25 protein-coding genes are annotated in these 24,527 nt (G+C 40.4%); 15 read left to right on the forward strand and 10 right to left on the reverse strand.

The window, feature by feature from the left end; translation table 11 throughout:
- Window positions 1–3: 3 nt before the first annotated feature.
- Genes AC5NT5_RS16340 through cyaY form a run of 3 tightly spaced genes read right to left on the reverse strand, consistent with a single transcriptional unit; the run spans window position 4 to window position 1,980 of the window.
- Window positions 4–981, reverse strand: a complete 978-nt coding sequence (locus AC5NT5_RS16340) for a DUF2914 domain-containing protein (RefSeq protein WP_494514239.1) — start codon at window positions 979–981, stop codon at window positions 4–6.
- 22 nt (window positions 982–1,003) lie between these two features.
- Window positions 1,004–1,660 (reverse strand): alpha/beta hydrolase, encoded by a 657-nt coding sequence (locus tag AC5NT5_RS16345; RefSeq protein ID WP_002960978.1) that lies wholly within the window; start codon window positions 1,658–1,660, stop codon window positions 1,004–1,006.
- Complete coding sequence (cyaY, locus tag AC5NT5_RS16350) at window positions 1,657–1,980, reverse strand: iron donor protein CyaY (RefSeq protein WP_002960979.1); 324 nt, start codon at window positions 1,978–1,980, stop codon at window positions 1,657–1,659. Before cyaY ends, AC5NT5_RS16345 begins: the two co-directional genes overlap by 4 nt.
- A gap of 341 nt (window positions 1,981–2,321) precedes the next feature.
- On the opposite strand from cyaY, the gene lptM reads away from it, so the two are divergent.
- From lptM to AC5NT5_RS16390, 8 genes are all read left to right on the forward strand, one after another.
- Window positions 2,322–2,516 (forward strand): LPS translocon maturation chaperone LptM, encoded by a 195-nt coding sequence (lptM, locus tag AC5NT5_RS16355; RefSeq protein WP_024594615.1) that lies wholly within the window; start codon window positions 2,322–2,324, stop codon window positions 2,514–2,516.
- The gene (lysA, locus tag AC5NT5_RS16360; protein WP_033028907.1) at window positions 2,517–3,770 is read left to right on the forward strand and encodes a diaminopimelate decarboxylase; all 1,254 of its coding nucleotides are present in this window, start codon (window positions 2,517–2,519) and stop codon (window positions 3,768–3,770) included. It abuts the gene before it with no gap.
- Window positions 3,771–3,834: 64 nt separating this feature from the next.
- A complete protein-coding gene (gene dapF / locus AC5NT5_RS16365; RefSeq protein ID WP_182674459.1) occupies window positions 3,835–4,665 on the forward strand; it encodes a diaminopimelate epimerase in 831 nt (276 codons plus the stop codon).
- Window positions 4,662–5,273 carry a DUF484 family protein gene (locus AC5NT5_RS16370; RefSeq protein WP_182682622.1) on the forward strand — a complete coding sequence of 204 codons (612 nt, stop codon included), beginning with the start codon at window positions 4,662–4,664 and terminating at the stop codon, window positions 5,271–5,273. Before dapF ends, AC5NT5_RS16370 begins: the two co-directional genes overlap by 4 nt.
- The gene (locus AC5NT5_RS16375; protein ID WP_024594613.1) at window positions 5,270–6,214 is read left to right on the forward strand and encodes a tyrosine recombinase XerC; all 945 of its coding nucleotides are present in this window, start codon (window positions 5,270–5,272) and stop codon (window positions 6,212–6,214) included. Before AC5NT5_RS16370 ends, AC5NT5_RS16375 begins: the two co-directional genes overlap by 4 nt.
- Window positions 6,215–6,224: 10 nt before the next feature.
- Entirely contained in the window at window positions 6,225–6,932 is a 708-nt protein-coding gene (locus AC5NT5_RS16380) for an HAD-IA family hydrolase (RefSeq protein WP_182753011.1), read from the forward strand.
- Window positions 6,933–6,960: 28 nt separating this feature from the next.
- Window positions 6,961–8,064 carry a retroviral-like aspartic protease family protein gene (locus tag AC5NT5_RS16385; protein WP_494514238.1) on the forward strand — a complete coding sequence of 368 codons (1,104 nt, stop codon included), beginning with the start codon at window positions 6,961–6,963 and terminating at the stop codon, window positions 8,062–8,064.
- 21 nt (window positions 8,065–8,085) lie between these two features.
- The gene (locus AC5NT5_RS16390; RefSeq protein WP_002960998.1) at window positions 8,086–8,442 is read left to right on the forward strand and encodes a HopJ type III effector protein; all 357 of its coding nucleotides are present in this window, start codon (window positions 8,086–8,088) and stop codon (window positions 8,440–8,442) included.
- A gap of 10 nt (window positions 8,443–8,452) precedes the next feature.
- On the opposite strand, the gene AC5NT5_RS16395 is transcribed toward AC5NT5_RS16390, so the two are convergent.
- A complete protein-coding gene (locus AC5NT5_RS16395; RefSeq protein ID WP_494514237.1) occupies window positions 8,453–8,860 on the reverse strand; it encodes a GNAT family N-acetyltransferase in 408 nt (135 codons plus the stop codon).
- Window positions 8,861–8,900: 40 nt separating this feature from the next.
- Complete coding sequence (locus AC5NT5_RS16400) at window positions 8,901–9,206, reverse strand: DUF6482 family protein (RefSeq protein ID WP_002961002.1); 306 nt, start codon at window positions 9,204–9,206, stop codon at window positions 8,901–8,903.
- A gap of 89 nt (window positions 9,207–9,295) precedes the next feature.
- Here AC5NT5_RS16400 and AC5NT5_RS16405 point away from each other — a divergent pair, with 89 nt between their 5' ends.
- From AC5NT5_RS16405 to AC5NT5_RS16415, 3 genes are all read left to right on the forward strand, one after another.
- The gene (locus AC5NT5_RS16405) at window positions 9,296–9,988 is read left to right on the forward strand and encodes a pseudouridine synthase (RefSeq protein ID WP_494514236.1); all 693 of its coding nucleotides are present in this window, start codon (window positions 9,296–9,298) and stop codon (window positions 9,986–9,988) included.
- Between the two features lie 101 nt (window positions 9,989–10,089).
- Window positions 10,090–10,464 carry a BlaI/MecI/CopY family transcriptional regulator gene (locus AC5NT5_RS16410; RefSeq protein WP_007377323.1) on the forward strand — a complete coding sequence of 125 codons (375 nt, stop codon included), beginning with the start codon at window positions 10,090–10,092 and terminating at the stop codon, window positions 10,462–10,464.
- Between the two features lie 9 nt (window positions 10,465–10,473).
- Window positions 10,474–11,682, forward strand: a complete 1,209-nt coding sequence (locus AC5NT5_RS16415) for a M56 family metallopeptidase (RefSeq protein ID WP_494514235.1) — start codon at window positions 10,474–10,476, stop codon at window positions 11,680–11,682.
- A 73-nt stretch (window positions 11,683–11,755) separates the two neighbouring features.
- Here AC5NT5_RS16415 and AC5NT5_RS16420 read toward each other — a convergent pair whose 3' ends face one another.
- Window positions 11,756–12,139, reverse strand: coding sequence for an MAPEG family protein (locus AC5NT5_RS16420; RefSeq protein WP_494514234.1), 384 nt, complete (start codon window positions 12,137–12,139; stop codon window positions 11,756–11,758).
- Window positions 12,140–12,374: 235 nt separating this feature from the next.
- On the opposite strand from AC5NT5_RS16420, the gene AC5NT5_RS16425 reads away from it, so the two are divergent.
- On the forward strand, window positions 12,375–13,253 hold the full coding sequence (locus AC5NT5_RS16425) for an EamA family transporter (RefSeq protein WP_370659550.1): 879 nt from the start codon (window positions 12,375–12,377) through the stop codon (window positions 13,251–13,253).
- A gap of 67 nt (window positions 13,254–13,320) precedes the next feature.
- On the opposite strand, the gene AC5NT5_RS16430 is transcribed toward AC5NT5_RS16425, so the two are convergent.
- The 4 genes from AC5NT5_RS16430 to AC5NT5_RS16445 all read right to left on the reverse strand — a co-directional run bounded on the left by AC5NT5_RS16430 (window position 13,321) and on the right by AC5NT5_RS16445 (window position 18,451).
- A complete protein-coding gene (locus AC5NT5_RS16430) occupies window positions 13,321–13,638 on the reverse strand; it encodes a DMT family transporter (protein ID WP_007580521.1) in 318 nt (105 codons plus the stop codon).
- Entirely contained in the window at window positions 13,638–15,170 is a 1,533-nt protein-coding gene (locus tag AC5NT5_RS16435) for a bifunctional GNAT family N-acetyltransferase/carbon-nitrogen hydrolase family protein (RefSeq protein ID WP_096793972.1), read from the reverse strand. Before AC5NT5_RS16435 ends, AC5NT5_RS16430 begins: the two co-directional genes overlap by 1 nt.
- Window positions 15,171–15,258: 88 nt before the next feature.
- Entirely contained in the window at window positions 15,259–16,107 is an 849-nt protein-coding gene (locus AC5NT5_RS16440; RefSeq protein WP_494514233.1) for an MBL fold metallo-hydrolase, read from the reverse strand.
- A gap of 58 nt (window positions 16,108–16,165) precedes the next feature.
- Entirely contained in the window at window positions 16,166–18,451 is a 2,286-nt protein-coding gene (locus tag AC5NT5_RS16445) for a penicillin acylase family protein (RefSeq protein ID WP_494514232.1), read from the reverse strand.
- A 156-nt stretch (window positions 18,452–18,607) separates the two neighbouring features.
- On the opposite strand from AC5NT5_RS16445, the gene ycaO reads away from it, so the two are divergent.
- The 3 genes from ycaO to AC5NT5_RS16460 all read left to right on the forward strand — a co-directional run bounded on the left by ycaO (window position 18,608) and on the right by AC5NT5_RS16460 (window position 24,519).
- Window positions 18,608–20,368 (forward strand): 30S ribosomal protein S12 methylthiotransferase accessory factor YcaO, encoded by a 1,761-nt coding sequence (gene ycaO / locus AC5NT5_RS16450; protein WP_494514231.1) that lies wholly within the window; start codon window positions 18,608–18,610, stop codon window positions 20,366–20,368.
- 115 nt (window positions 20,369–20,483) lie between these two features.
- The gene (locus AC5NT5_RS16455; protein ID WP_494514230.1) at window positions 20,484–23,846 is read left to right on the forward strand and encodes an ATP-binding protein; all 3,363 of its coding nucleotides are present in this window, start codon (window positions 20,484–20,486) and stop codon (window positions 23,844–23,846) included.
- Between the two features lie 43 nt (window positions 23,847–23,889).
- Entirely contained in the window at window positions 23,890–24,519 is a 630-nt protein-coding gene (locus AC5NT5_RS16460) for a YceH family protein (RefSeq protein WP_182682615.1), read from the forward strand.
- Window positions 24,520–24,527 lie beyond the last annotated feature (8 nt).

The following is a 24,527-nucleotide window of genomic DNA, read 5'->3' on the forward strand; positions in this document are numbered from 1 at the left end:
GTTTTAGTCAGCTAAAATTCTAAATTCTTTTTGGGCAATTAAATTACCTTGCTCATCAACTACATCAACACGCCAATGACCTGTTTGTGTGTTCATTATATTTTTTGTTGAGTACGTTCTGTAACGAGGCGAAGTAACATTAAGTGTAATTTCAGCCATTGTTTCACCTTCAAACGACCAAACATGCTTAACTTGCTGGCCTTGAAGGTTTTTAATCTCGCTAAAAAACGATAACCCTTCCTCAAACTGGCTTAACCTAATATCAGCAGCAAACACATTGGTAGGCTCACGCTTACTTACTTTACGAGTAAGTACCGCGCGACTAATTTTACCCGTGTCTATTTGCGCGCCCAATGCCACACTTGCCACATGTGCTGTAGAGGAAAAACCTTCAGTGCCACTCAATGCGCCATCATCACTTTCTAACTCTAAAAGTAAGTCACTTTGACTAGCAGGCTCAGTTACGTTTTGGGCTTCTGCGGTTTCTTCTTGCACATCATTATCAAGGTTTGAGTTTAACTCTGTATTAATACTTTCGCTTTGATCAGTAACAATATCGTTGTTAGCCAACAAAGCCGGGGTATTATTTACAAGGTCTACTTCGGCAGGTGTATTACTTGAAATGCTTAGTTGGGTCTCATTTTGCTCAGCTAACAAAGGTTCAATACTCGCTTGAGTTACCTCTGCAGACTCAGCTGGGGGATTGTTTACTGATGATTGAAGCTCAACATCCATTACCTCATCGCTTGTTTGGTTTTCAGCGTTACTGCTGAAACTTAAGAATTGTTCCTGCTCATTTGGGTGCTCACCTTGCTCTGCATTAACAGAGGTGGTTAAGCCATAAACAACTGCTGCAGAGGTCATTAATACCAACATAGCAATACTCACAATACGACGCCAATTCCACTCGTAGCTTACCGTTGGTACGCTCTGTTGTAATTCGCGTTTAACATTTGCTTTTATAACTATTTTTTGACTCATATTGACCTCAGCGGTTCCAAAATTAGCTTAAACGAGCAATTAACCATTGGCGAATAGCTTGCAATTCTTCTGCGCAAACTTGATGAGCCATTGGATATTCTTGCCAGCTTACATCCATGTTATGTGCTGTTAATACTTCAAACGCATTTCTACCCGCACTGTGCGGTACAACGTTATCTTGGCTACCATGAGCCATAAATACGTTTAAATCAGTATGTTTTGCTTCATCAGCAAATTTGTGTGGCACACACATATAAGTAGAAAGCGCCATAACACCCCCAAGCTTTTGCTCAAAGCGCGGCGCTAAATGCAAAGACACAACACCACCTTGAGAAAAACCAGCTAAAATTATTTTATTAGCAGGAATGCCATTAGCAATTTCTTTATTGATTAACTCTTCTACCTTTGCAGCAGAATCTCTTACGCCTTGTTCATCGGCACGCTTATCTAATTCTATAGACTTAATATCGTACCAAGAGCGCATTTCCATGCCACCATTTATGGTGACCGGTTGCACTGGCGCATGCGGAAAAATAAACCGTATACCAAGCTCGCTTGGTAAATTTAGCTGCGGGGCTACTGGCGCAAAACCATCCCCAGAGTCACCTAAACCATGTAACCAAATAACCGTTGCTTTATGTTCACTTTGGGCTGCATATTCTACAAATTCTAAACTCATAGTGATGATTGCCACTTAACTTCTTGGCCTGCTTGGCGAGTTGAGGCTTCATTTATAAACGCCCAAAATTCAGCGCCAGAGCGGTTATCAATCCATAACCCATCACGCATTTCAAAATGATGTCCGTTAAACTTAGTCGCAACCCATACTTGATGAAGAGGTGCTTGCTTATTGATCACTATTTTACTTTTATCAGGAAAAATAATTTCTAAAATACCTTGTGCCGATTCATAATCTAAATCAGCTTCGCAATCATCAACCTGCTCTTCAATAGTGAACATAAGAGCTTCGGCTAATTGGTGATATTCGTGTTCAGTCATTGTTATTTCCTTTGCAGGCGAGCCGCCTAATATTGGGTACGTTTTAGCTTTAAATTAGCTTTAAAAATGTGCAGCTAGGGCCTGTTAACCTTTCAGGATTGAAATTTGTTCTATCTAGGGGCGATTTAATCGCGGCGCGAGGTTTGTAACCTAGTGGACTAAGTTAAAACCGAGCAACAAAGAGTAAATCGTTCCTAGGACGAACCCAACGGGCAGCGCAAATTCAACCTCGAGAGATAAACAAGTCCTAGTGTAACAGGAATAAAATCATCCGCGAATAGCTGCATTTTTTAGATATTCTGTTACTCTGCGATTATAAAGCCAGCAACCGTATTAATCTAATGAAAGCGACACATACCTTACAATTAAAAAGACTATTAATAAGCACTGTACTGTTAAGCGCCTTAGCTGGCTGCGGACAAAGCGGTCCGTTATATTTACCAGAGCAACAAACAGAGCAAAACCAACCTCAAAATACAGCTAAACCAGCCACTACCGCTGAGCAAGCTAAAGCATCGCAAAGTCAGGAGCAATAAATGGATTATTTTAACTACAAAAACAACCAATTATTTGCCGAAGACGTAAGCGTAGCAAGCATAGCGCAGCAATACGGCACGCCGTGTTATGTATACTCGCGTGCTACATTTGAGCGCCATTACTTAGCATTTGCTAACGCCACTAAAAATCATAAAAGCTTGGTATGTTACGCTGTAAAAGCAAACTCAAATATTGCCGTACTTAATATATTAGCGCGCTTAGGATCGGGTTTCGATATTGTATCTAAAGGTGAACTAGCGCGTGTAATTAAAGCGGGAGGCGATGCTTCTAAAGTGGTTTTTTCAGGCGTGGCTAAAACGTCTGACGAAATAGCTTACGCATTAAAACTGGGCATTAAATGTTTTAATGTAGAGTCGGCGTCTGAGCTTGAGCGTATTTCTGAAGTGGCTTGCGAGCTTAACCTAGAAGCGCCTATTTCTATTCGCGTAAACCCAGACATAGATGCAAAGACACATCCGTATATTTCTACCGGTTTAAAAGAAAATAAATTTGGTATTGATATTCAAACAGCAGTGAGTGTTTATCAACAAGCAGCGGCTTTACCTGGTTTAAAAGTAATTGGTGTCGATTGCCATATTGGCTCTCAATTAACGCAAGTTAGACCTTTTTTAGAAGCCCTTGATAAATTAATGGCGCTTATTGATGAGCTAAAAACTAACGGTATTGAGCTAACTCATTTAGATATTGGCGGCGGTTTAGGCGTGCCATATAACAATGAGCAACCACCACACCCAAGTGAATATGCAGCGCAAGTTACCGAACGCTTAGCTAACTACAAACATCTTGAACTTATTTTTGAACCAGGGCGCGCTATTGCAGCTAACGCAGGTATTTTGGTTACTCAAGTTGAATTTATCAAACAAAACCAAGACAAGTTTTTTGCAATTGTAGATGCAGGTATGAACGATATGCTTCGCCCTGCGCTTTATCAAGCGTGGCAAAAAATTATTCCGGTATCCGTTCGCGACGACGAAACACCTACTCACAACTTTGATATTGTGGGTCCGGTGTGCGAAACCGGCGACTTTTTAGGAAAAGACCGCGAACTTGCACTCAAACAAGGCGATTTACTTGCACAACGAAGTGCGGGTGCATATGGCTTTACAATGAGCTCAAACTACAACTCGCGCCCGCGTGTTGCAGAAATAATGGTAGATGGTCAGCAGCATCACCTTATTCGCGAACGCGAAACTATTGAAAGCCTTTATCAAGGTGAGAAAGTTTTACCATAAACGTTTTTGTCTACTAGCTGCTCTGTGGCATGATTAGCACAGAGCAAAACCGAATTAGAGCGCTATGTTAGTTAATTTTTCCAAAATGCACGGCTTAGGTAACGACTTTGTTGTGATTGATAACATTACACAAAATGTTTTTTTGTCGCGAGACCAAATCAAAAAACTGGCAGATCGCCACTTTGGCATAGGCTTTGACCAATTGCTGATGGTTGAAGCACCATATTCACCTGATCTCGACTTTCATTATCGAATTTTTAATGCCGATGGTACCGAAGTAGAACAATGCGGTAACGGCGCACGCTGTTTTGCCCGCTTTGTACGCATGAAAGGCCTTACTAACAAGCACAAAATTAGTGTATCGACTAAGTCGGGCAACTTAACGCTCTACATAGAAAAAGACGGTCAAGTAACTGTTAACATGGGCCATCCTAATTTTGAGCCAAGTAAAATTCCGTTAAAAGCCAGCAAACGCGAGCTTACTTATATTATTAGAACGCAAGAACACACTGTATTTAGTGGCGCGGTATCTATGGGTAACCCACATTGCGTGCTAGAAGTTGACGACGTAACCACCGCGCAAGTTGATGTATTGGGTCCATTACTTGAAAACCACGAACGCTTTCCGCAAAAAGCGAACATTGGCTTTATGCAGGTTGTATCGCAAGAACACATTAAGCTAAGAGTGTGGGAGCGCGGCGTTAACGAAACCCTAGCCTGTGGCACAGGTGCGTGTGCAGCAATGGTGATTGGTCATATGCAAAATAAATTATCAACAACCGTTCAAGTAGATTTGCCGGGCGGTACTTTGCAAGTGCGCTGGAGTGGTGAAGGTCATCCGGTACGCATGACTGGTCCCGCAGAGCATGTTTTCGACGGACAAGTAGCGCTATGAGCGAGCTAAGTACAGAGCAGGTTATTGATTACTTACAGCAACATCCTGACTTTTTAGTTCATCACCCTGAACTACTCGCACAACTTGAGCTGCAACAGCAAGCTCAAGGTGCAACGTCACTAGTACATATTCAGCAACGTCAATTACGCGAGCACAACACGCTTTTAAAAAGCCAAATAGATGCTATGAGCAAGCATGCAACGCAAAACGAGCTCGTATATCGTTTGTTTAGCCAGTGTCATCGCCAGCTTTGGGATCATGACGATTTTGACACTCTTGCAAATAATCTACGCAATATAATCTGCTCAAGTGAAGATATTAACGACTGCAAATTAGTAAAATACAATCCCGAGTACGACGAGCTTATTGCGCATCGCCTTACCCATTCTGGGCATTATTTAGGGCGAATTAATAAACAAGAGCGCGAACAATTATTTAGTGAAGATACACAATCCGTCGCTATTTATTTAATTGGCGACACCAAGCACCCTATCGCTATTTTGGCGTTTGGTAGCAATAACGTAAACCATTTTGAGCCCGCGCAAGATAACCTGTTTGTGCTCGACTTTATAAACGCATTACACCTGCGGTTACAAAAACTAGCATGAGTGACGATGCGCCTAATATTACCGCGCTAAGTGACCACTGGCGTACACCCATAACGCTATTTAGCGATTATTTAAAGTTTGAAAAACAATATTCAGCGCACACAGTTAATCAATACGTAAGCCAACTTGGCTTTGCAGCCCTTTATTTTAGCAAACTATGTGATGACTGGTTTGGCGTACAAGGCGAACATATTCGCCGCTACAGCATGGCACTGCGATCAAAACAATTAAGTGGCCGTACAATTAGCTTAAAGCTCAGCTGTATTCGCAGCTTATATAAGTTTTTAAAAGCAAAAAATATTGCCGAGCAATCGCATTACCATAATCCGGCTATAGGTATAAAAGGCCCTAAGTTTGCAAAGCCCCTACCTAAGAATCTCGATGTAGATCAAATGGCACGCTTGCTCGAAATACCCGACGACGAACCTCTCGCAATTAGAGATAAAGCAATGATGGAGTTAATGTATTCTTCAGGGCTGCGTATAAGCGAGTTAGTTGGCGCTAACATGCAAGATATTAGCGCTGCCAATGGTGAAATTTTAGTGCGTGGTAAAGGCAATAAAGAGCGATTAATTCCGGTAGGCAAAAAAGCGTTAGACGCATTAAAAAAATGGCTCACAATACGCCCTCAGTTTGCAAAGCCCGATGAAATAGCAGTATTTTTAAGTAGCCAAAAAAACCGTATTTCGATTCGCCAAGTGCGCCTACGCATGCAAGAGTGGGGAATAAAACAAGGTATTAGCTCGCAGGTTCACCCGCATAAGCTGCGCCACTCGTTTGCGTCACATATTTTAGAATCATCTGGTGATTTACGCGCTGTGCAAGAATTACTAGGGCACAGCAGTTTGTCGGCTACACAAGTATATACGCATTTAGATTTTCAACATTTAGCCAAGGTGTACGACAACACTCACCCTCGTGCAAAAAAACGAACTGATTAGGAAAATAAATATGATCCGATTTAATCGTGCTATTAAGCCATTTTCTGTCATGAGCTTTGATTTAGACGACACTCTTTACAACAATCACCCCATTATAAAAGCAGCGGTTAAAGCGCAGCAAAATTATTTAAACGCGCTCCCGAGCTACTTAGCCCAAGGCCCAAAATACTGGCAACAATGCCGCAATGAGGCCGTATTAAAGTTACCTGAACTTGCTGATAACGTCACTAAATGGCGCCAACATACACTGCGCTTAGCCCTATCTAAACTAGATTTGAACGAGCAAGAGGTAGAGCATCATGCCGATGCTGCCTACAACGCCTTTGCCGATGCGCGCAGTAAAATAGTGGTAACCGACGACGTACTAAAGCTGCTAGATAACTTAGCCCAGCACTTTACGCTGGTTGCTATAACTAATGGTAACGTTGAAATTGAACGCTTTAACTTACACGATAAATTTGAGCTTGTATTACAAGCCGGTATGCACGGTAAAGCAAAACCTCACAGCACCTTATTTGATAAAGCCGCCGAGCACTTAAACGTTGCTAAAAGTGAAATTTTACACATTGGCGATAGCCTAGATACCGACGTACAAGGCGCAAATAATGCCGGTTGCCAATCGGTATGGTTAAACGATCAAGGCGCCAATTATGCTTATAAAGGGCTGGCTGATATTGAAATAGCCAATATTCATGCCTTAACGCACTTTATTAAATAATACCAATTGCATTAAATAAGAGGTCACAATGAGCCACTATACCAAGCTAATTACCTTGCTATTAATTGGCTCACTTAGCCTTAACGCTTATTTATTGTGGCCGCAGCCCGCGCCAACCAAAGTACAAAAAACGCAAGGTGCTGAAAAAAGCATATCGCCTAAACAACAAAATACGCTATTAAATACGGCAAAGCAGCAGTTTAAAAAACACCAATTTGAAGCCGCACTTAGTAGCTATCAACAACTCAAAAACAGCAATCCAGAAATCGCAAAAAACCTTTATTCATCGTGGCTAGTGCAGCTTAAAACATGGCTAAATAGCAACTTATTACTTAGCGAATCATTTCTCAATGCGCTATTAAATAACAGCCCTTATAACGTAGAATTACTTAATTTACAGGTTGAGTATTTAATAAATAGCGAGCAAACACAAAATGCCATTATTGCTTTATTTGAGCTTAATTCATTACAACCTGCTGATCAGCAAAGTAATGTAAATACACGTTTAAATACGCTCACTCAAAACGAATTACACAGATTAACTGAGCAACAAAATTGGCAAGCTATTATTGAGCAAACACAAATTTGGCTTGATTATAAAAGCGATAACGCGCAGTTTTTATATCCGCTTGCGTATGCCTACTATCAGCAAGGCGATTTAATTAGCGCACAAGCAACCCTTGATCGAATGCCAAACCAGCACAATCTAAAAAGCCAAGTGCAAACACTGCAAGCGATGATCAATAAAGCACAATCGCAAGACGACTTTGTTGCTTTAACGCCTTACGGCGCGCACTACTTAATAAACACCGAAATAAATAATAACCTATCAACCGAACTAATGATTGATACAGGCGCAAGCGTAACCTCACTACCTACAAATATTATTGAGCAAATTTCGCCACAGCCTTTCTATTTAGGCGATGTAACGGTAAATACAGCTAACGGTCAAATTGTTGTAAAGCGTTATCAAATTGAATCGTTTAAAGTGGGCTCGCAAATTATTTACGGCTTTGAAGTGCTAAGCATTGAAAACACCCGTGGGCAAGGTTTGCTAGGAATGAACTTTTTATCGCGATTTAAATTCAATATAAATCAGCAAACAGATGAGCTAGAGTTGAGCGCTAAATAATTAAAAACCCAAAGGTAACACATGACACTAAATAACTATTTAAAAGCACTTGCTGAAAACCCAAAAAGCATTCAATTTACCGATACAATGGCCGTGATAGAAGCAAATTACGACTTTACTGCATGTGGCTTTAATAACCATGGATTACTTAGCGCTGCGAGTGAGAACAACGGCTCGTGTAAAATTTTTGCGTTTGCTAAATTAAACGATTTAAGTAAACAAAATACGTTGGATTGTTTTGGTAAGTTTTACCGAGAAGACGTGCTGCAAAACCCTAAAGGGGATGATCATATGAACATTCGCACGTTTATGTTAGCACCAGAGGCAACACCTTTTTTAGGTATTACCTTTGAAGGCGAGCCACTAAAAGCAAAATAGCCAGCAAAAATTAAAGTGCTTTTTCCATAAAGTAACGCGTACCTGAGCGTGGGTAATTATTAAGTTTATACTTAACACTATAACCGCGCTTTTCATAAAAGGGTTTTGCTTGAAAATCAAGTGTATCAAGCTGAGAAGTTGTAGCACCTAGCTCAATAGCTGCTTGTTCAAGTGCCGTTAGCAGTTTATCTGCAAGCCCTTTACCTCGCGCACTATCGCTACACCAAAGCCAACTAATCATCAGCCAGTTTCCAAACACACACCCACTAATACCGGCAACAAGCTCGCCCTGCTCATCAGTAAATTTATAGCCTAATGGCACTCTTTGCACATCAAAATGCTCGGCGTTAAATTCAACCATTTGTGCGCGAAGCGCTGAGTTTAACGCATCGGTATTATCTACTTTTAATTGATACATTTATCGCCCTTAAAAAGCAGATACTAGCAAATTAGCTCAATCAATAAAGATTATTTTTACCATAAGGTACTTCAAGCATATTGCTGCTGGTTTTATCCGGCTGGCCGCACATTTCGTCGTAAGCGCTTGTTTGCCTTAACATCATCTGTGCGTACGCTATTTTTTCAAAACGTTTTTGTACATGCAGTGGGCTGAGTGCTCTTAAAAACTCACCGCTGTCTTCTGTTACATAATATTCAACGTTATTAATCATTACCGATACTTGATAAAGCGCCATATCTAACGAGTGAACAATAACTTTTTGTAGCGGTTCGTGCTTTTTTAACTGTGAAAATTTAATACCCATCATGTTTACCTTTTTATATTTAGCATGATCGATACGCAGCTTTGCTATAATCGCGATCAAATTTTTATTAGCCGCTGGCGTCACACGTTATGAGCACAAAAATCCGACTCGCTAAATATATTGCCCATGCAGGTATTTGCTCTCGTAAACAGGCATCGCGTTTAATTGATGAAGGTCTGGTGACTGTAAATAATCGCCCAGCGAATCATATTGATCACGTTGATGAGCAAGACGTTGTTATAGTGAACGAAAAAGAAATTAAAGGGGCGGCCGATTTAGTTTATTTTGCGTATCACAAACCAGTAGGCATTGACTGCAAATTAAATATTGATGACCCAGCAAGCCTTATTCACCATTTGCCCACACTTACCCGTGTTTACCCTATTGGTCGATTAGATAAAGACTCGCGTGGTTTGCTTATTTTGACCAACGATGGGGATTTTTGTAATCAACTAATACATCCTGATTTCCACCAGCCTAAACATTATTTAGTCACCGTAAATAAGCCTTTAGACGATGCTTTTTGTAAAAAAATGGCAGCAGGCGTACCCGTTGATAAACACATAACCCTGCCTTGTGAGGTAAATAAAATAGCCAGTAATCAGTTTAGTATTGTTTTAAAACAAGGGCTAAACAGACAAATACGTAAAATGGCGCATTACTGCGGATACAAAGTAATTGACTTATTTAGAGTGCAATTTAGTGACCTCACCCTTTCAAAGCTAAACCTACCTGAAAACCAATATATACAAATTAATAAAAACGATATTTCAAAAATCTAATACCAAGTCACTTAACTATATCTCAAAAAGTTAAAAATAAACTTGCAAAAATAGATTACAGGTGTAGTCTTAAATCAAAGATTACACTTGTAGGCGATAAAATGATTGAATTATCAAAAGCAGAATTTGACGTGCTCGACGCACTTTGGATTAACTACCCCGCCACCGCGAGCCAAATAATTGAGCGCTTAAGCGACGATAAGCAATGGCACGAAAAAACCATTAAAACCCTACTAGGTCGACTAGTAAAAAAAGGCGCACTTACATTTGAAAAAGAAGGTCGCCAATATATTTATACTCCCTGTATGGAGCGCGCCGACTACACCCTAAAAGAAAGCCAAAACTTTATTGAGCGATTTTTTAGTGGACGTATTGCGCCACTTGTAAGTGGTTTTGCTAAATCGGAGCAGCTTTCTCAGCAAGATATAAACGAGCTTAAAAAAGTTATAGATGACTGGGAAAAAAACCAAAAGTAAGGGATTAACATGGTTATTCAAACTGGTTTCAATTGGTTAATTGAGCAGCAACTACTATTAAGTATTTTGTTTTGTGGATTTATTTTACTTGAGCGATTTGCTTTAAAAGCCCTTGGCTCGCGGTTTGTATATAAATTAGCATGGCTATTACCTGCGGCATTAGTGATTGCTAATTTACCAAATGCGATTAAACCACTGCAAAACAGTAATATTAGTCACTACTTAATCACCCCCAACCAATCTTTTACAAACGAGGTAGGTATTAGCTGGGCGCTCATGTATGTACTTATTACCGCAGGGTTATTAATAGCTAGCTTTATTACGCATACCCGCTTTGTTAAAAGCCTGCAGTTAACTGAGTTAACCCAATTTGAAAGCACTCTTACCGCTGATGTTAAAACTTATACCAGCCAACATGTAGCCACGCCAATGGTGGTCGGTATTTTAAACAGCAAGCTGGTGTTACCGAGTAACTACAATACCCAGTTTGATAAAGCCACATTAGCGCTTATTTTAGAGCACGAAAACGTACATATAAAACGCAAAGACAACCTAACAAACGCACTTATGTTACTACCTACTATTTTACTTTGGTTTAACCCACTAGCTTGGTTTTGTTACGCAAGCATGCGCCGACTACAAGAGCTAACTTGTGATGAACGGGTACTTGCCAATAAAACCACACAACAACATATTTTATATAGCAAAGCCTTAATAAACTGCGCGGCAAATGCGCCCACAGGACTTATGGCTTATTCACACTACGGAGATAAAAAAACCATGTTACAACGACTTACTAATATAAAACACAGCGGGGAGCGTTCAAAGTTTGCTAAAGGTGGCTTATTACTTGTAGCCGCAAGCATGCTAAGCGGCTTAGCGATTGCAAAGCAACCAGAGGCAATGACTAAAGAGGATCACATTTCACCAACAATACGCATTGAACCTGCTTACCCAATACAAGCAGCCCAACAAGGGATCAGCGGCTCTGTTGTATTAAAATACGATATTGCAGCAAACGGTAAAACAAAAAACATTAGTGTTATTCAATCAAAACCTAAAGATGTTTTTGATAAATCAGCGAAAGAGGCACTAGCAAAATGGAAATATAAAGCATCAGATTCAGGTTTTGAAGATATACTTGTGCAACTAGATTTTGCGATTAATAGTGAAGTGGCGCCTACCGATTTAATTGAGCGAATTAAAGTATCGCATTAACGCCACGAGTTGTTCAAGACTACAAAGCAAGCGCCCTTTTAGGCTGCTTGCTTTGTGGTTTTACGCTATAAACCTACAAACTCACCACAATCATGGCAATGGCTGTACCCAAACCAATAAACCACACTAATGAGCGAATTATATCTAGGTTCATATAGTAAAATACGCAATACAAAATACGCGACACAATATGCGTAACCGCTAGCGTTTCGGTCACTGCACCTACAGAGTTAGTGCCCAGTACAACTGCAATAGCGACAGCAAAAACAGCAAGCGATTCAAAACAGTTTTGATGAGCAGCGAGCGCCCGTGCACCAAAGCCGGTTAATTTTGTTTGTTGCGCCCTTGGATGTTTATTGTCGTATTGACCTAATTTTGCCATTGCTATAGCAACCGGCACTTTTGCAAAGTAAGGCATTAATACCGCAAGTAATGCACATACAACTAATGTTGTCATAATTTATCCTTTTGATGTTTCGGATAATTTAGCATAAGCGTAATAAAAAAGCCGCCAGATACGTTTTATGACAAACGCTGGCGGCTAACAATAACATCAGACCTACTATAGCTAAATTTATCCTCAAACCCATGCGACATAATGTCGCAGATGATAAATATTCAACATTATAGTTAATGCATCGCTTTACTAGGGCGTGTTAACTTTACTGCCTTACGTTTTAACGATGACGACCATGACCTGGATATTTTTCACTTTTTTAGCCGCCTTCATGCAAGCGTGGCGTAATGCCCTGCAAAGTAAATTAAGTAACGATGTGAGTGTGGCTGGCGTAACACTCTCTCGCTTTATTATTGCAGGCCCTATTGCTGGCGTGTATTTATATGGTTTGTATCAATATCAAGATACCGCCATGCCTACGTTTAATAATGCCTTTTGGGGATTTATTGTAGGCGCAAGTGTGATGCAAATACTTGCCACTGGTTTAATGGTTAAGCTATTTAAAATGAATAATTACGCCGTAGGTGCTGGTCTTGCCAAAAGCGAGGCGTTAGTAGCTGCCATTTTAGGTGTATTATTTTTTGGCTCGGCACTTTCTTTGCTCGGTTGGCTTGGTGTGTTTTTTGGCGCTATCGCCGTATTGCTACTCAGTGGCATAACAAGCGTTAAACACTTTAATGCTAAAACAGCATTACTAGGACTGGCTTGTGGTACTTGCTTTGCACTTACATCGCTGTGGGTACGTGAAGCGAGCTTAAATTCAGGATTATTATTTCCTCACTCAGCAGCTTGGGTTTTGCTGTTTGTAATTAGCTTACAAACACTAATACTACTGGGCTATTTATTATTAAAAGAGCCGCAAACACTTAGTAAACTGTGGCAATACAAAGGTACTACAGCCGCAATTAGTGTTTTTAGTTGTGTCGGTTCTATTGGCTGGTTTAGTGCAATGAGCTTACAGCACGTTGCTTACGTTAAAACACTTGGACAGGTTGAAGTGTTTTTTACCATGCTAATTGCCGTTCTTTGGTTAAAGCAGCCACTTAAGAAACAAGATACAGCAGGCTTAATACTCATAGCTATTGCCGCTGTTTTGGTTATGTTGCCAAGTTAAAAGCATAAAAAAGCGCAGGCTTTTATACCTGCGCTATTCATAATTAAGCGTTTATTCAAATTACCAATTAAGAGCTTATTTTAAGTGTTATCACACCGCTAATAATCATTAATACTCCCGCAATACGACCAAACGTAGCTGCATCGTTATAAAACAATATACCGACTAAAAACGTACCTGCAGCGCCAATACCTGTCCACACGGCGTATGAGGTGCCCATTGATATTTGCCTTTGAGCAAGCCACAACATAAAGCCACTAGCGACTAAAAATGCCACCGCTATTGCTATGCCTTGCCAGCGAGTATCTGAGTTTTGTGAGATTTTTAAACCTATCGGCCAGCCAATTTCAAGTAAACCGGCAATAACCAAATAAATCCACGCCATTAAACATCTCTCTTTTTCAATATAACTTCATATAAATCTTCGCGGCGATCTTTTAAGTTACGCACTGTACCTTCGCTGTGAAGAATTTTTAACTTATCCATATCAAGGTCACTAAATAACAGCATTTCTGTATTAGGTGTGGCTTCGTTAAGTGTTGCATCGTGCGGGAACGAAAAGTCCGATGGCGTTAATACCGCCGATTGTGAGTACTGCACATCAAGACTTTCTACCTCTGGTAAATTACCCACCGAACCTGCAATAACCACATAACATTCGTTTTCTATTGCACGCGCTTGTGCACAGTGGCGCACACGTAAATAACTGTTTTTAGTATCAGTCCAAAATGGCACAAACAGAATATCTAACCCTTGTTTGGCCAATATGCGTGAAAGCTCAGGAAACTCTACATCGTAACAAATTTGAATACCCACACGACCGGCATCGGTATCAAACACGGCAATTTTATCGCCGCCTTGAATAACCCAATCGTTTTGCTCATGCGGGGTTATGTGTATTTTACGTTGCTCGTCTATTTTACCGCTACGATGGCACAGGTAACTTACGTTATAAATTTTATCATCTTCGGCAAGTGGCATAGAGCCGGTAATAATATTAGCGTTGTATTCTATTGCCATACGCGACATGGCGTTTTTAAATGTCTCGGTGTATTCCGCTAAATAGCGAATCGCTTCTGTTTGATTACTTTGATTTCCTAGCCCCATTAGTGGCGCATTAAAAAACTCAGGGAATAGTATAAAGTCACTTTTGTAGTCAGATACGGTATCTACAAAGTATTCAACCTGCTTTAGCATTTCTTCAACCGATTCAACACAACGCATTTGCCATTGCACAGCACCTACTCGCACGATTGATTTAGTTGACTCAAGTACCGTGTCGGTTGGCTCATACATGATGTTATTCCACTCAAGTAAAGTGGCGTAACCAACGGACTCTTGATCTTCCGGTAAATACTTTTTAAGCAAACGCTTTACCTGAAAATCGTTAGATAGCTGAAAGCTCAAAATAGGATCGTATAATTCTTTTTGATCTACTTTTGCAATGTATTCCATTGGCGTCATTTCACTGCTGTGATTGTAATAACGCGGAATACGCCCACCTGCTAAAATAGCACGTAAGTTATATTGGCGGCACAATTCTTTACGGGCATCATAAAGGCGACGACCTAAACGCATGCCTCTGTGACTTTCGCTAATAGCAACATCTAAGCCGTATAGCGCATCGCCGTCGGTATCGCTAAATACACGGTCGTGACCGTCTGCAATATCTTCGTATGTATGCGGGTTTGAAAAACGCGTGTAATCAACCTGCACGCTTAATGCTAAGCCCACCAGCACGCCGTCATCTACAATACCTATTTGCCCTTCAGGAAATTGGTCTATTAATCTAAAAATGGTATGACTTGGCCACGCACCGCCTAAGTCGGGATACGCTTGATCCATCAAGGTTTTAATTTGCGGATATTGCTCTCTGGTTAAGTTACAAATTTCAAGATGGGTTTTTTCTGCCGACATACACAACTCCTTTGGGCATAAGAAAATAAAAGCCGAATGTACGTTAAAGTACACTCAGCTTTGTATCATGTTTTTTACGTTACGCGTACTACTTTAAGCTACGATAAAAAAGTGTGGTTACTTTCTCTTTTGGTAACCAGCCTGCGTATTCAAGATTCAGCTCAGCCAATGGATCGGCTTTAAGTACTTGCTCTAAGCTTGCATTATTTTGCATTGCTTTTAGCATCACGTCTTTCGCGTTTTGAACTAGCTTACCATACGCTATCAGTCCTGAACGGTCACTTACCTTGCCGTGTCCTGGTATTACTTTAGTGTTGTCGTCAATTTGATTAACTACATCGTTTACTGCCGCTAAAATCCCATCAACGCTGCCGCCGCTATCTACATCAACAAACGGTAAGCTGCCAAAATTAAAGTAAATGTCGCCCATGTGCACTATGTTGTCGTTACTAAAAAAGATAACCGAATCGCCATCGGTGTGTGCATGTTCGTAATGCACTACATGGGCGTGTTCGTTATTAAAATGTAGTTTTAAGTCATGACCAAAACTAATGCGCGGTAAAAAGTCTGACCCTTCCCCGTGCTGCTCTTCTAGACGTTTGTGTACATTGTCGTGCGCTATAACGTGCGCACCCGCTTTAGCAAAGTTCTCGTTGCCACCGGTATGATCGCCATGATGGTGAGTATTAATAACAAACTCTGCACTGCCTGGTTTTAAATCGCTAATGGTTTTTTTAATATCATCTGAGAGTTTGGCAAACTGATCATCAATAATATAAATGCCATCATCACCTACACTTGCTGCAATATTACCGCCTTGCCCAAATAGTACGTATACATGCTTACTTAGCTTTTGTGCTGTTACTGGGCCATCATCTGCTTGCGCTGTAGTGCTTAGTAATAAACCTGTTATTAATGCGGGTAGTATTTTTTTCATTTTAGTTCTCTGTTGTTTTATTGGTAATTATATAGAACGTGTTTAGCTATACTTTAGTTCATCGTGTCGGCTTTATTACTATTTGATGTATTAATTGTTGAGGCAATAAAGGTGTATGTTTACCCTCTACGTAATCACTAAACCCCGCTCTATAAAACTCAGAAAGAGGATGCCCCGATTGCCCACCCGGAATAGCCATAATTGCATGTTCTAAATGCCCAGGTTGAGCAATAAAACGCTGCGATGCGCCAAAACTACGCCCTTGTACGGCGGGCATATAACTATCTCCAAAACCTGCTGCTGTGGGCATATTTAATAACTTAGCAAGAAACGGCATTTGCTTTGCAAACGGATGCTCTATCACTAACTTATTTACCTTGCCCCAATGCCAGTTTTGTACGTTATTACCAAATTGTTCTGTAAGCTTAGTAATAGTTTGGTTAAATGCACCGTGTAATTGTGCATCCCAGCTTTTAAATTGCGGGTTTATCCATGTGTCGGGCTTGTTGTTAATAAGCTGCCAAACAGCGGGCTCTAAATCTCGTTTTACGTATTTAAGTGTGCCTTGTTGTTTATTTAATTCATCTTCCATATTACTAAATAAAATATTAATCACTTCATCGCGGTAGCGCTTAACTAAGGTATACCCTGTGGAGGTTGAACACGCACATTGCTGCCAGTTTTCAAGCGCTGTTATATATTGCTGATTTTTAGTTGTATCGGTTTTTAAATGCTTTAATAGCAGAGCATGCCAAGGCATTAAAAAGCGAGCTTGATTATCAAGTTGTAATGCGTAAAAGTCGCTCTCAGCAAATGTTTGTTTTTCAAATAATCTATCGCGAATTTGACTCGAACGTGCGCCGAGTGCATAGCCACCATTACCAAAACGCGCGTCATCTTGAGCCGATACCACGCGAGAATTACCAGTCCATAATCGACCGTTTTGCGGGTTTTTAATAAAAGGGCGTTGTAATTCATTTTGCTGCCAAAGCGCTGAGTAGTCATCGGCATTTACGCTAAGCTCACTTGGCGTTTTACGAGCCGGTATACCGCCCATGTTTTTCCACGCTGCGCTACCTTGGCTGTCTACCACCATAAGATTTTGCACCGGAATGCCTACATCGCTTGCTACAGCAAGTGCATCATCTACTGTTTTGGCTTGCTCTAATTTTAATAACTGCATATTAACGGCATAAGGCTGATGGGCAGCCCAGCTCAACGCATAAGGTTTTTCGTTAATATATTTTACAGGTCCGTATTCACTGAGTATTAATGAATAGTTTTCAACCTCCCCATCGGGTAATGCAATCGATTCATCAACTTGCCATGTTTTACTATCATCGTTTAATGCAATCCAATCGGCAGTATCTAAATAACCGTTAGTAAATCCCCATGCAACATTGTTGTTAGTGCCAACAACAATGGCTGGTGCTCCGGGCAGCGATACTCCGGTTACCTGAGTCTGCTCACCACGGTGCATGTAATTTAATTGTGCCCTGTACCAAATTACAGGTACTGCCATCGATAAATGCATATCATCCGACACCATACCAGCACCTGTTTTAGTAAGCGCCCCTGTAACAGCCCAGTTGTTACTGCCGCGCTCTTGGTTAGCTTCAATACTTTTAACTATATGCTTTGTTTGAGTTGGAAAGGTAGGTATGCCGCCGTTATAAGGCGCTAGTTTGCTGCCATCAAGCGCGGCTTGGTACTTACTCGGTTGCGTTAAAAAATCAACCATTTGCTTTGTGTATGCTTGCTCAATTTGAATAAGTGCTTGGTCGCGCTCAAATGTGGCGCTTTGTAAATCAAGGTACATGCTAAATATCACAAGTAGGCTGTCTTCACTTTGCCATGGCTTTTGCGCTGCACCGGTTAGTAAATATTCAAAGCTTGAATACCCTACTTGCGCTAAGCCTTCGTTTACACCTTGAGCGTAACTTTTAAGTAATTGCTTATCTGCCTCTGGCAGGGTTTGTAAAATAATTTGGCTGCGTTTACGTAATTGATGAAAACGCATTTTTTTATCGAGCCCCAACGCTGCTTTGCCAAATAATTCACTTAACTCACCTGCGGCATTACGCCTGAGTAAATCCATTTGAAAAAATCGGTCTTGGCCATGCGCATAACCTAAACCATAGGCAGCGTCGTTTCGGCTATTGGCGTTTATTACTGCTTGCCCTAGTGCATCGCGCGAAATTTTTACAGGCTCTACCACCGCGTTACTGCGTCCGTTTCCATCAAGAGCGGGTAAACTTAAACTAAGTACACCATAAACAACAGCGGTACTTGCCAGCCCTAATATCACAATAAATAACAACAAGCGTTTGATTACTTTAAACATCACCGTTTCCTTTGCACGTTTTGACCAAGCGTTAAGGACATATAATAACCACAGTTTTATTAAATAATAATGTTCTTGCTCGCAAAGGGTGAAATAAACATCAAAATCCACGATAATGTCAGCTCCACACATCGTGCAGAACTAGTTGAGATCAATATGACTGAAAAAACATTTATCAAAGGTAAAGACCGCGACCTAGAATCGTCAATCTCTACCATGCAAAACAAGCTTAAAGCCCTAAACATTAATGTTGAAGAAGCGCTTTGGCTTAACCCTGTAGCTAACTGTTATTCGGTTCATATAAAAGACAGCGACTGCGGTGTTATGTTTACCAATGGTAAAGGCGCAACCGACAAAGCATCTATTGCTTCAGCACTTGGTGAATACTTTGAACGTTTAAGCTGTAACTACTTTTTTGCAGACTTTTATCTAGGTGAAGAATTTGCTAATGGCGAGTTTACTCATTACCCAAGCGAAAAATGGTTTAAAGTTGAAGGCGATGAAGCGCCAGAGGGCATTATGGATGAAAGCTTATGGGATTACTTTGACCCAGAGCGCGAACTAAACGCATCACACCTTTTTGATTTTAACTCAGGCAATAACGAGCGCGGCATTTGTACATTGCCATACACGCGCCTACGCGATAATCAAGACGTGTACATTCCAGTAAACGTAATTGGTAATATTTTTGTATCTAACGGTATGAGCGCAGGTAACACCAAGTTTGAAGCGCGTGTACAAGGTTTATCAGAAGTATTTGAACGCGCAATAAAAAACCGCATCATCGCTGAAGGACTTTGTTTACCAATCGTGCCTGAAGACGTTGTTAAGCAATACCCACAAATTCACGAAGCATGTGAAGAGCTACGCAGCCATGGTTTTCATTTACGTATTGCCGATGCATCATTAGGCGGTAAATACCCAGTAATGAGCGTAACGCTGATTAACCCAACAGATGGTTCTGTATTTGCTTCTTTTGGTGCTCACCCATCATTTGAAGTTGCGCTTGAACGTACCGTGACTGAGTTACTACAAGGTCGTCGTCTTGATCAACTAGATGTATTCCAACCTGCAACATTTGATAACGATGAAGTAGCAACACCAGAGAACATTGAACTGCACTTTATTGATTCAAGCGGTTTGATTTCGCATGATTTTTTCCGTGCAAAACCTGATTTTGAATTTGTACACTGGGACTTTAGCGGAACAACTGAAGAAGAATATAACTTCTGTACTGACCTAATTCACAGCATGGATCATGATATCTACATCATGGATTACACGCACCTAAACGTATACGCGTGTCGTATTTTAGTACCAGGCATGTCTGACATTTATCCTGTTGATGAGCTTATTTGGCGTAACAACAACGAAGGCGCAAAATTTCGCGAAGTATTCCTATCGCTTGATCAGTACGATGCAGAGCAATGGATGGACATTTACGACAGCCTTGAAGAAGCAGGCCACAGCGATATTATCCGCGCCGCAGAATTTATTGGCCTTGCAACCGATGCCGACACACCATGGCACACACTGCGTATAGGTGAGCTTAAAGCGCACCTATGTTTAGCTGCAGGCAGCGAAGAAGCCATTGATTGGGTTGACTGGATACTTCATACAGGCCAAGTAAACGAAGAGGCAATGCGCCACTTCCGCTGTTTAAAAGCAGTTCTTGAAATTAAATACGATGACGAGCGCGAATACGCAGATTACCAAGATGCACTAGGCTTAATGTTTGGTGCTAATAATGTAGCGCTGGCTATAGAAATTGCCGAAGGTAAAAAGCAGTTTAACGGTTTAACTTTCCCTGGTTTATCGCTTGAAGGCTTTAAAAAGCATGCGGCGCTACTTGATGGTTACCGCAAGCTACATGTAGCAAAGCAAAATCACTGGGCGCGTGAAGTTAGCGACTCGTAACTCGCTAAACTACTAATTATAAAAAATAAACGGCGCATTTGTTAATGCGCCGTTTTCATTTGTGTAATAAATTAGCTATAGTTAATTTGCCTAAATTAACGCCACGATGTAGCAAATGCCACCATCTACTAACAATAAAAAAACGAACGTTCATAACTTTAAGTTGACCTTTTGGTTATCGCTTACGCTAACTGTACTAGTTGGTATCGTTCTTGATCGTATTAACTACAATCGTGTTAAAGATGCTCATCGCCTACAAATTCTTTCTGAAGTAAGTACATATCGAGCTCAATTAGAATCTATTTTAGTTTCTAATATCCAACTGGTTCGAGGTTTAGGTGTTGCCGTAGCGGCGCAGCCTGATTTACAGCAAACACAGTTTGAACAAATTGCCCAACCACTATTTAAAACCTCAAATGAGCTTCGCAATATTGGTGGCGCCCCCGATATGGTAATTCGCATGACTTACCCATTAAAAGGTAATGAAAAAGCACTCGGTTTAAACTTTTTAGAAGAAAAAAACCAACGCGCTGATGCTATTAGAGCTCGCGATACAAATACCATTGTAATGGCTGGCCCATTAAAATTAATCCAAGGTGACGTAGCACTTATAGCCCGCGTTCCTGTTTACATACCGCCAGAAAATCGCTTTTGGGGATTACTTTCAGTTGTTCTCAACATTGAAAAAGTCTATGAAAATTCAGGTATTTATGAGCTAGGAAAAGAATACAACGTCGCTTTACAAGGCAGGCATGGACTTGGCAGCAAAGGGGAGTTTTTTTACGGTAATCAAAACATAATAGAGCAAGACCCCCTTGAGTTTACGTTAAGCTTTCAAGGTGGCAATTGGCAACTTTACGTAGCACCTAAAATAGGTTGGAGCCCACCAAATTCAGCTGTATGGCCACTTAGGCTATCAATTATAATTATTTGCGGGTTATTAATTTGGGCCTTTTTATTCTTTTTGAAAATGCTTAATCGCCAGCAACAAAACGAAAAAATGCTTGAGGCAATGAGTGATCTAGCCCAAATAGGCGCATGGTCATTTAACTTAGAAACGAAACAAGTGTATTGGTCTGATATGACCAAAAAACTATTTAAATACCCATTAAATAGCCAACCAGAATGGCCTAAAGATTTAAATTACTTTAAAAAAGGCACTAGTAGAGAAACAATTAAACCTTTAATTGAACGAGCCATAAAATATGGTGAAAGCTACGAAGTTGAATTAGAAGTAATGGATGCAGAAGGTGAATCTGTTTGGGTACTCGTACATGGTGAAGCAGAACGAAAAAATGGACGATGCACACGTATTTTTGGCTCATTACAGAATATTGATACCCGTAAAAAGATTGAATTAGAAAATAATAAAACAGCATTACACAACGAAATTTTAGCCTCCCTTACCGTTAATAAATTAATATTAACTGGGCAACTGAGCCAATCAAAAGATATTATTACTGAAGCAATCTGCCAAGCATTTGATATTAAACGTGCCAGTATTTGGTTTTTTAATGAAGACAAATCCCAACTAAGCCCTTTTGCCATACATAGTAAACATTCGTCTAGTGATAAAATTGACTCTATTTGGCTAAGAAAAAATCTTCCCGGCTTTTTTAATGCAATAGATCACCAGCCTGTATTTAATGTGCCTGACGCCCAAGAACACCCAATACTCGAGCCAATTAAAGAACAGTATTTAATGACTCTCGAGATTAAATCAATGCTGTGCGTAATAATCCCTGCAGGAAGTGGCGCTATAGGAGTCGTCTGCGCAGAGCAATGCCAATCAAAACGCTACTGGTCTAAAAACGAAGAAAGCTTTTTAATTGCCGTTGCAGCGTTAATAGGCAGCTTGCACTCAAGCCAACAGCGAATTGAAACCGAACAAAAACTAGTTTCTGCCAAAGAAACCGCCGAACAAGCTGTTGAAGCTAAAAGTGAATTTTTAGCGAGTATGAGCCACGAAATTCGCACCCCAATGAACGGTGTTTTAGGTATGCTTAACATAATTAAGCAAACTCAATTGGACCTACAGCAAAAACATCATATTGAACTTGCTCAATCATCAGCTCAATCTTTGCTTAATATAATTAATGACATATTAGACTTTTCTAAAATTGAAGCCGGTAAGCTCGATATTGAAAACGTGCAATTTAATTTACCTCGGTTATTAGGCGAAGTGGTGGAATCCTTTGCTTTAAAGGTAGAACAAAACAATACAAAACTTATTCTAGATGCTACTCAAATAACTGTTAGCGAGATAATTAGTGACCCTAACCGCTTGCGCCAAATTTTAAATAACTTAATTGGCAACGCGGTTAAATTTACTATTGATGGCGAAGTAGTCATTACTGCCAGAATAGATGAAACAACGGATGGCTCGTTCCTACAGTGTTCGATTATTGATACTGGTATTGGTATTGACCCTAAAAAACAAGCGTCGTTATTTGACTCATTCACACAAGCCGATGCTTCAACAACACGCCAATTTGGGGGCACAGGGCTTGGCCTGGCCATAGTAAAACAATTGTGCGAACTGATGAACGGTGAAGTGAGTGTAAACAGTATGCAAGGTGAAGGAAGTACATTTTCTTTTACAGTACAAATACAACCGCGCTTAAGTAAAGAACAAGATTTACCGAGTCATTTAATTAAAAACAAACATATTTTAATTATTGATGAGTGCTCGTTAAATGCTAACACCGCTAATAAGCAGCTCACTGTTTGGGGTGCAAAAGTTAATTGTATACATAACTATCTTGAGGTTGATGATTACTTAAGTAATGTAACCACCCACCCTGGTGCTATTTTAGTTGATTACTACTTTTTTGAAAAAGCCCCACAAACGCATATCAACGCGCTCAAAAACTTTATAAATATGCATAGTTGCAAGTTAGTTATTATGGCGCCAATGAGTTATTCGTCTGAGGAGTCTAAAGTAGGTATGGAAGTCGACTGTATGATTTTCAAACCTCTCACACCGTCTGATTTGTTTGACTCACTTACAAACGATAAATACATTGAACAACAGCAGCAACAAGCACAGCTTCAAAACAAGCTAACTAAAGCGCCAGTACTGGATTCATCAGAACCACAACTATTGCTTGTTGAAGACAATAAAATAAACCAAGTGGTTGCCTCTGCGCTATTAAAGCAGGCGGGTGTTACTTTTGATATTGCCGAAAATGGACTTGAGGCAATTGTAAAGCTCAATGCAAAACAAGGTAAACCATATAAGCTAGTTTTAATGGATTGCCAAATGCCCGAAATGGATGGCTACCAAGCCACTAAAGCCATTAGAGAAGGTGATGCAGGTAAAGATAATGAAAATATTACTATTATTGCGCTAACAGCCAATGCCATGCAGGGCGATAAAGAAAAATGCCTAGCCGCAGGCATGAACGACTATTTAAGTAAGCCTCTCGATTTAGCTGCATTACAACCAAAGCTTCAACAATGGCTTGGCATTCAATAAAGGTGTAAGCTAATAAAATACGCTTACTAATTTGAGATTATTTATGCAGTTATCAACAAATCAACAACGTATTCTTGGTTGCCTATTAGAAAAACAAAGCACGACGCCAGAGCATTATCCGCTATCGTTAAACGCTCTCGTGAACGCATGTAACCAAAAGTCTAATCGCGATCCTGTGTTAAGTCTTACAGATGAAGACGTGCAAAACGCACTTGATGAACTAATAGACATGCGTTTGGTAACTATAGATGAAGGTCTTTCGGGTCGTGTAAATAAATACGATCACCGCTTTTGCAACACTGAATTTAGTAATCTGCAGTTTTCTGCTCAGCAGCGTGCCATTGTTTGTTTATTACTTTTGCGTGGTGCTCAAACCCCTGGTGAATTAAGAACCCGCAGTGCTAGGCTTGCTGATTTTAATAACGTAGATGAAGTAGAGGCAGCGCTCAATAAACTGATTGAAAGCGAGTACGTCACAAAGCTAGAACGAGAAGCAGGTAAACGTGACAGCCGATATATTCATTTATTTGGCGAACAACAAAATAATCCCGCCGATGCCTTTATTGCTCTACCAAGCGAAGTAATTAAAGACAAAGAATTAAGCGATTTACTTGAAGAAGTAGAAAAATTAAAAGCAGAGCTTCGCCAAATAAAAGCTCATTTAAAACTTTAATTAACTAA

The organism is Pseudoalteromonas sp. J2K-J599 (genome assembly GCF_059295115.2).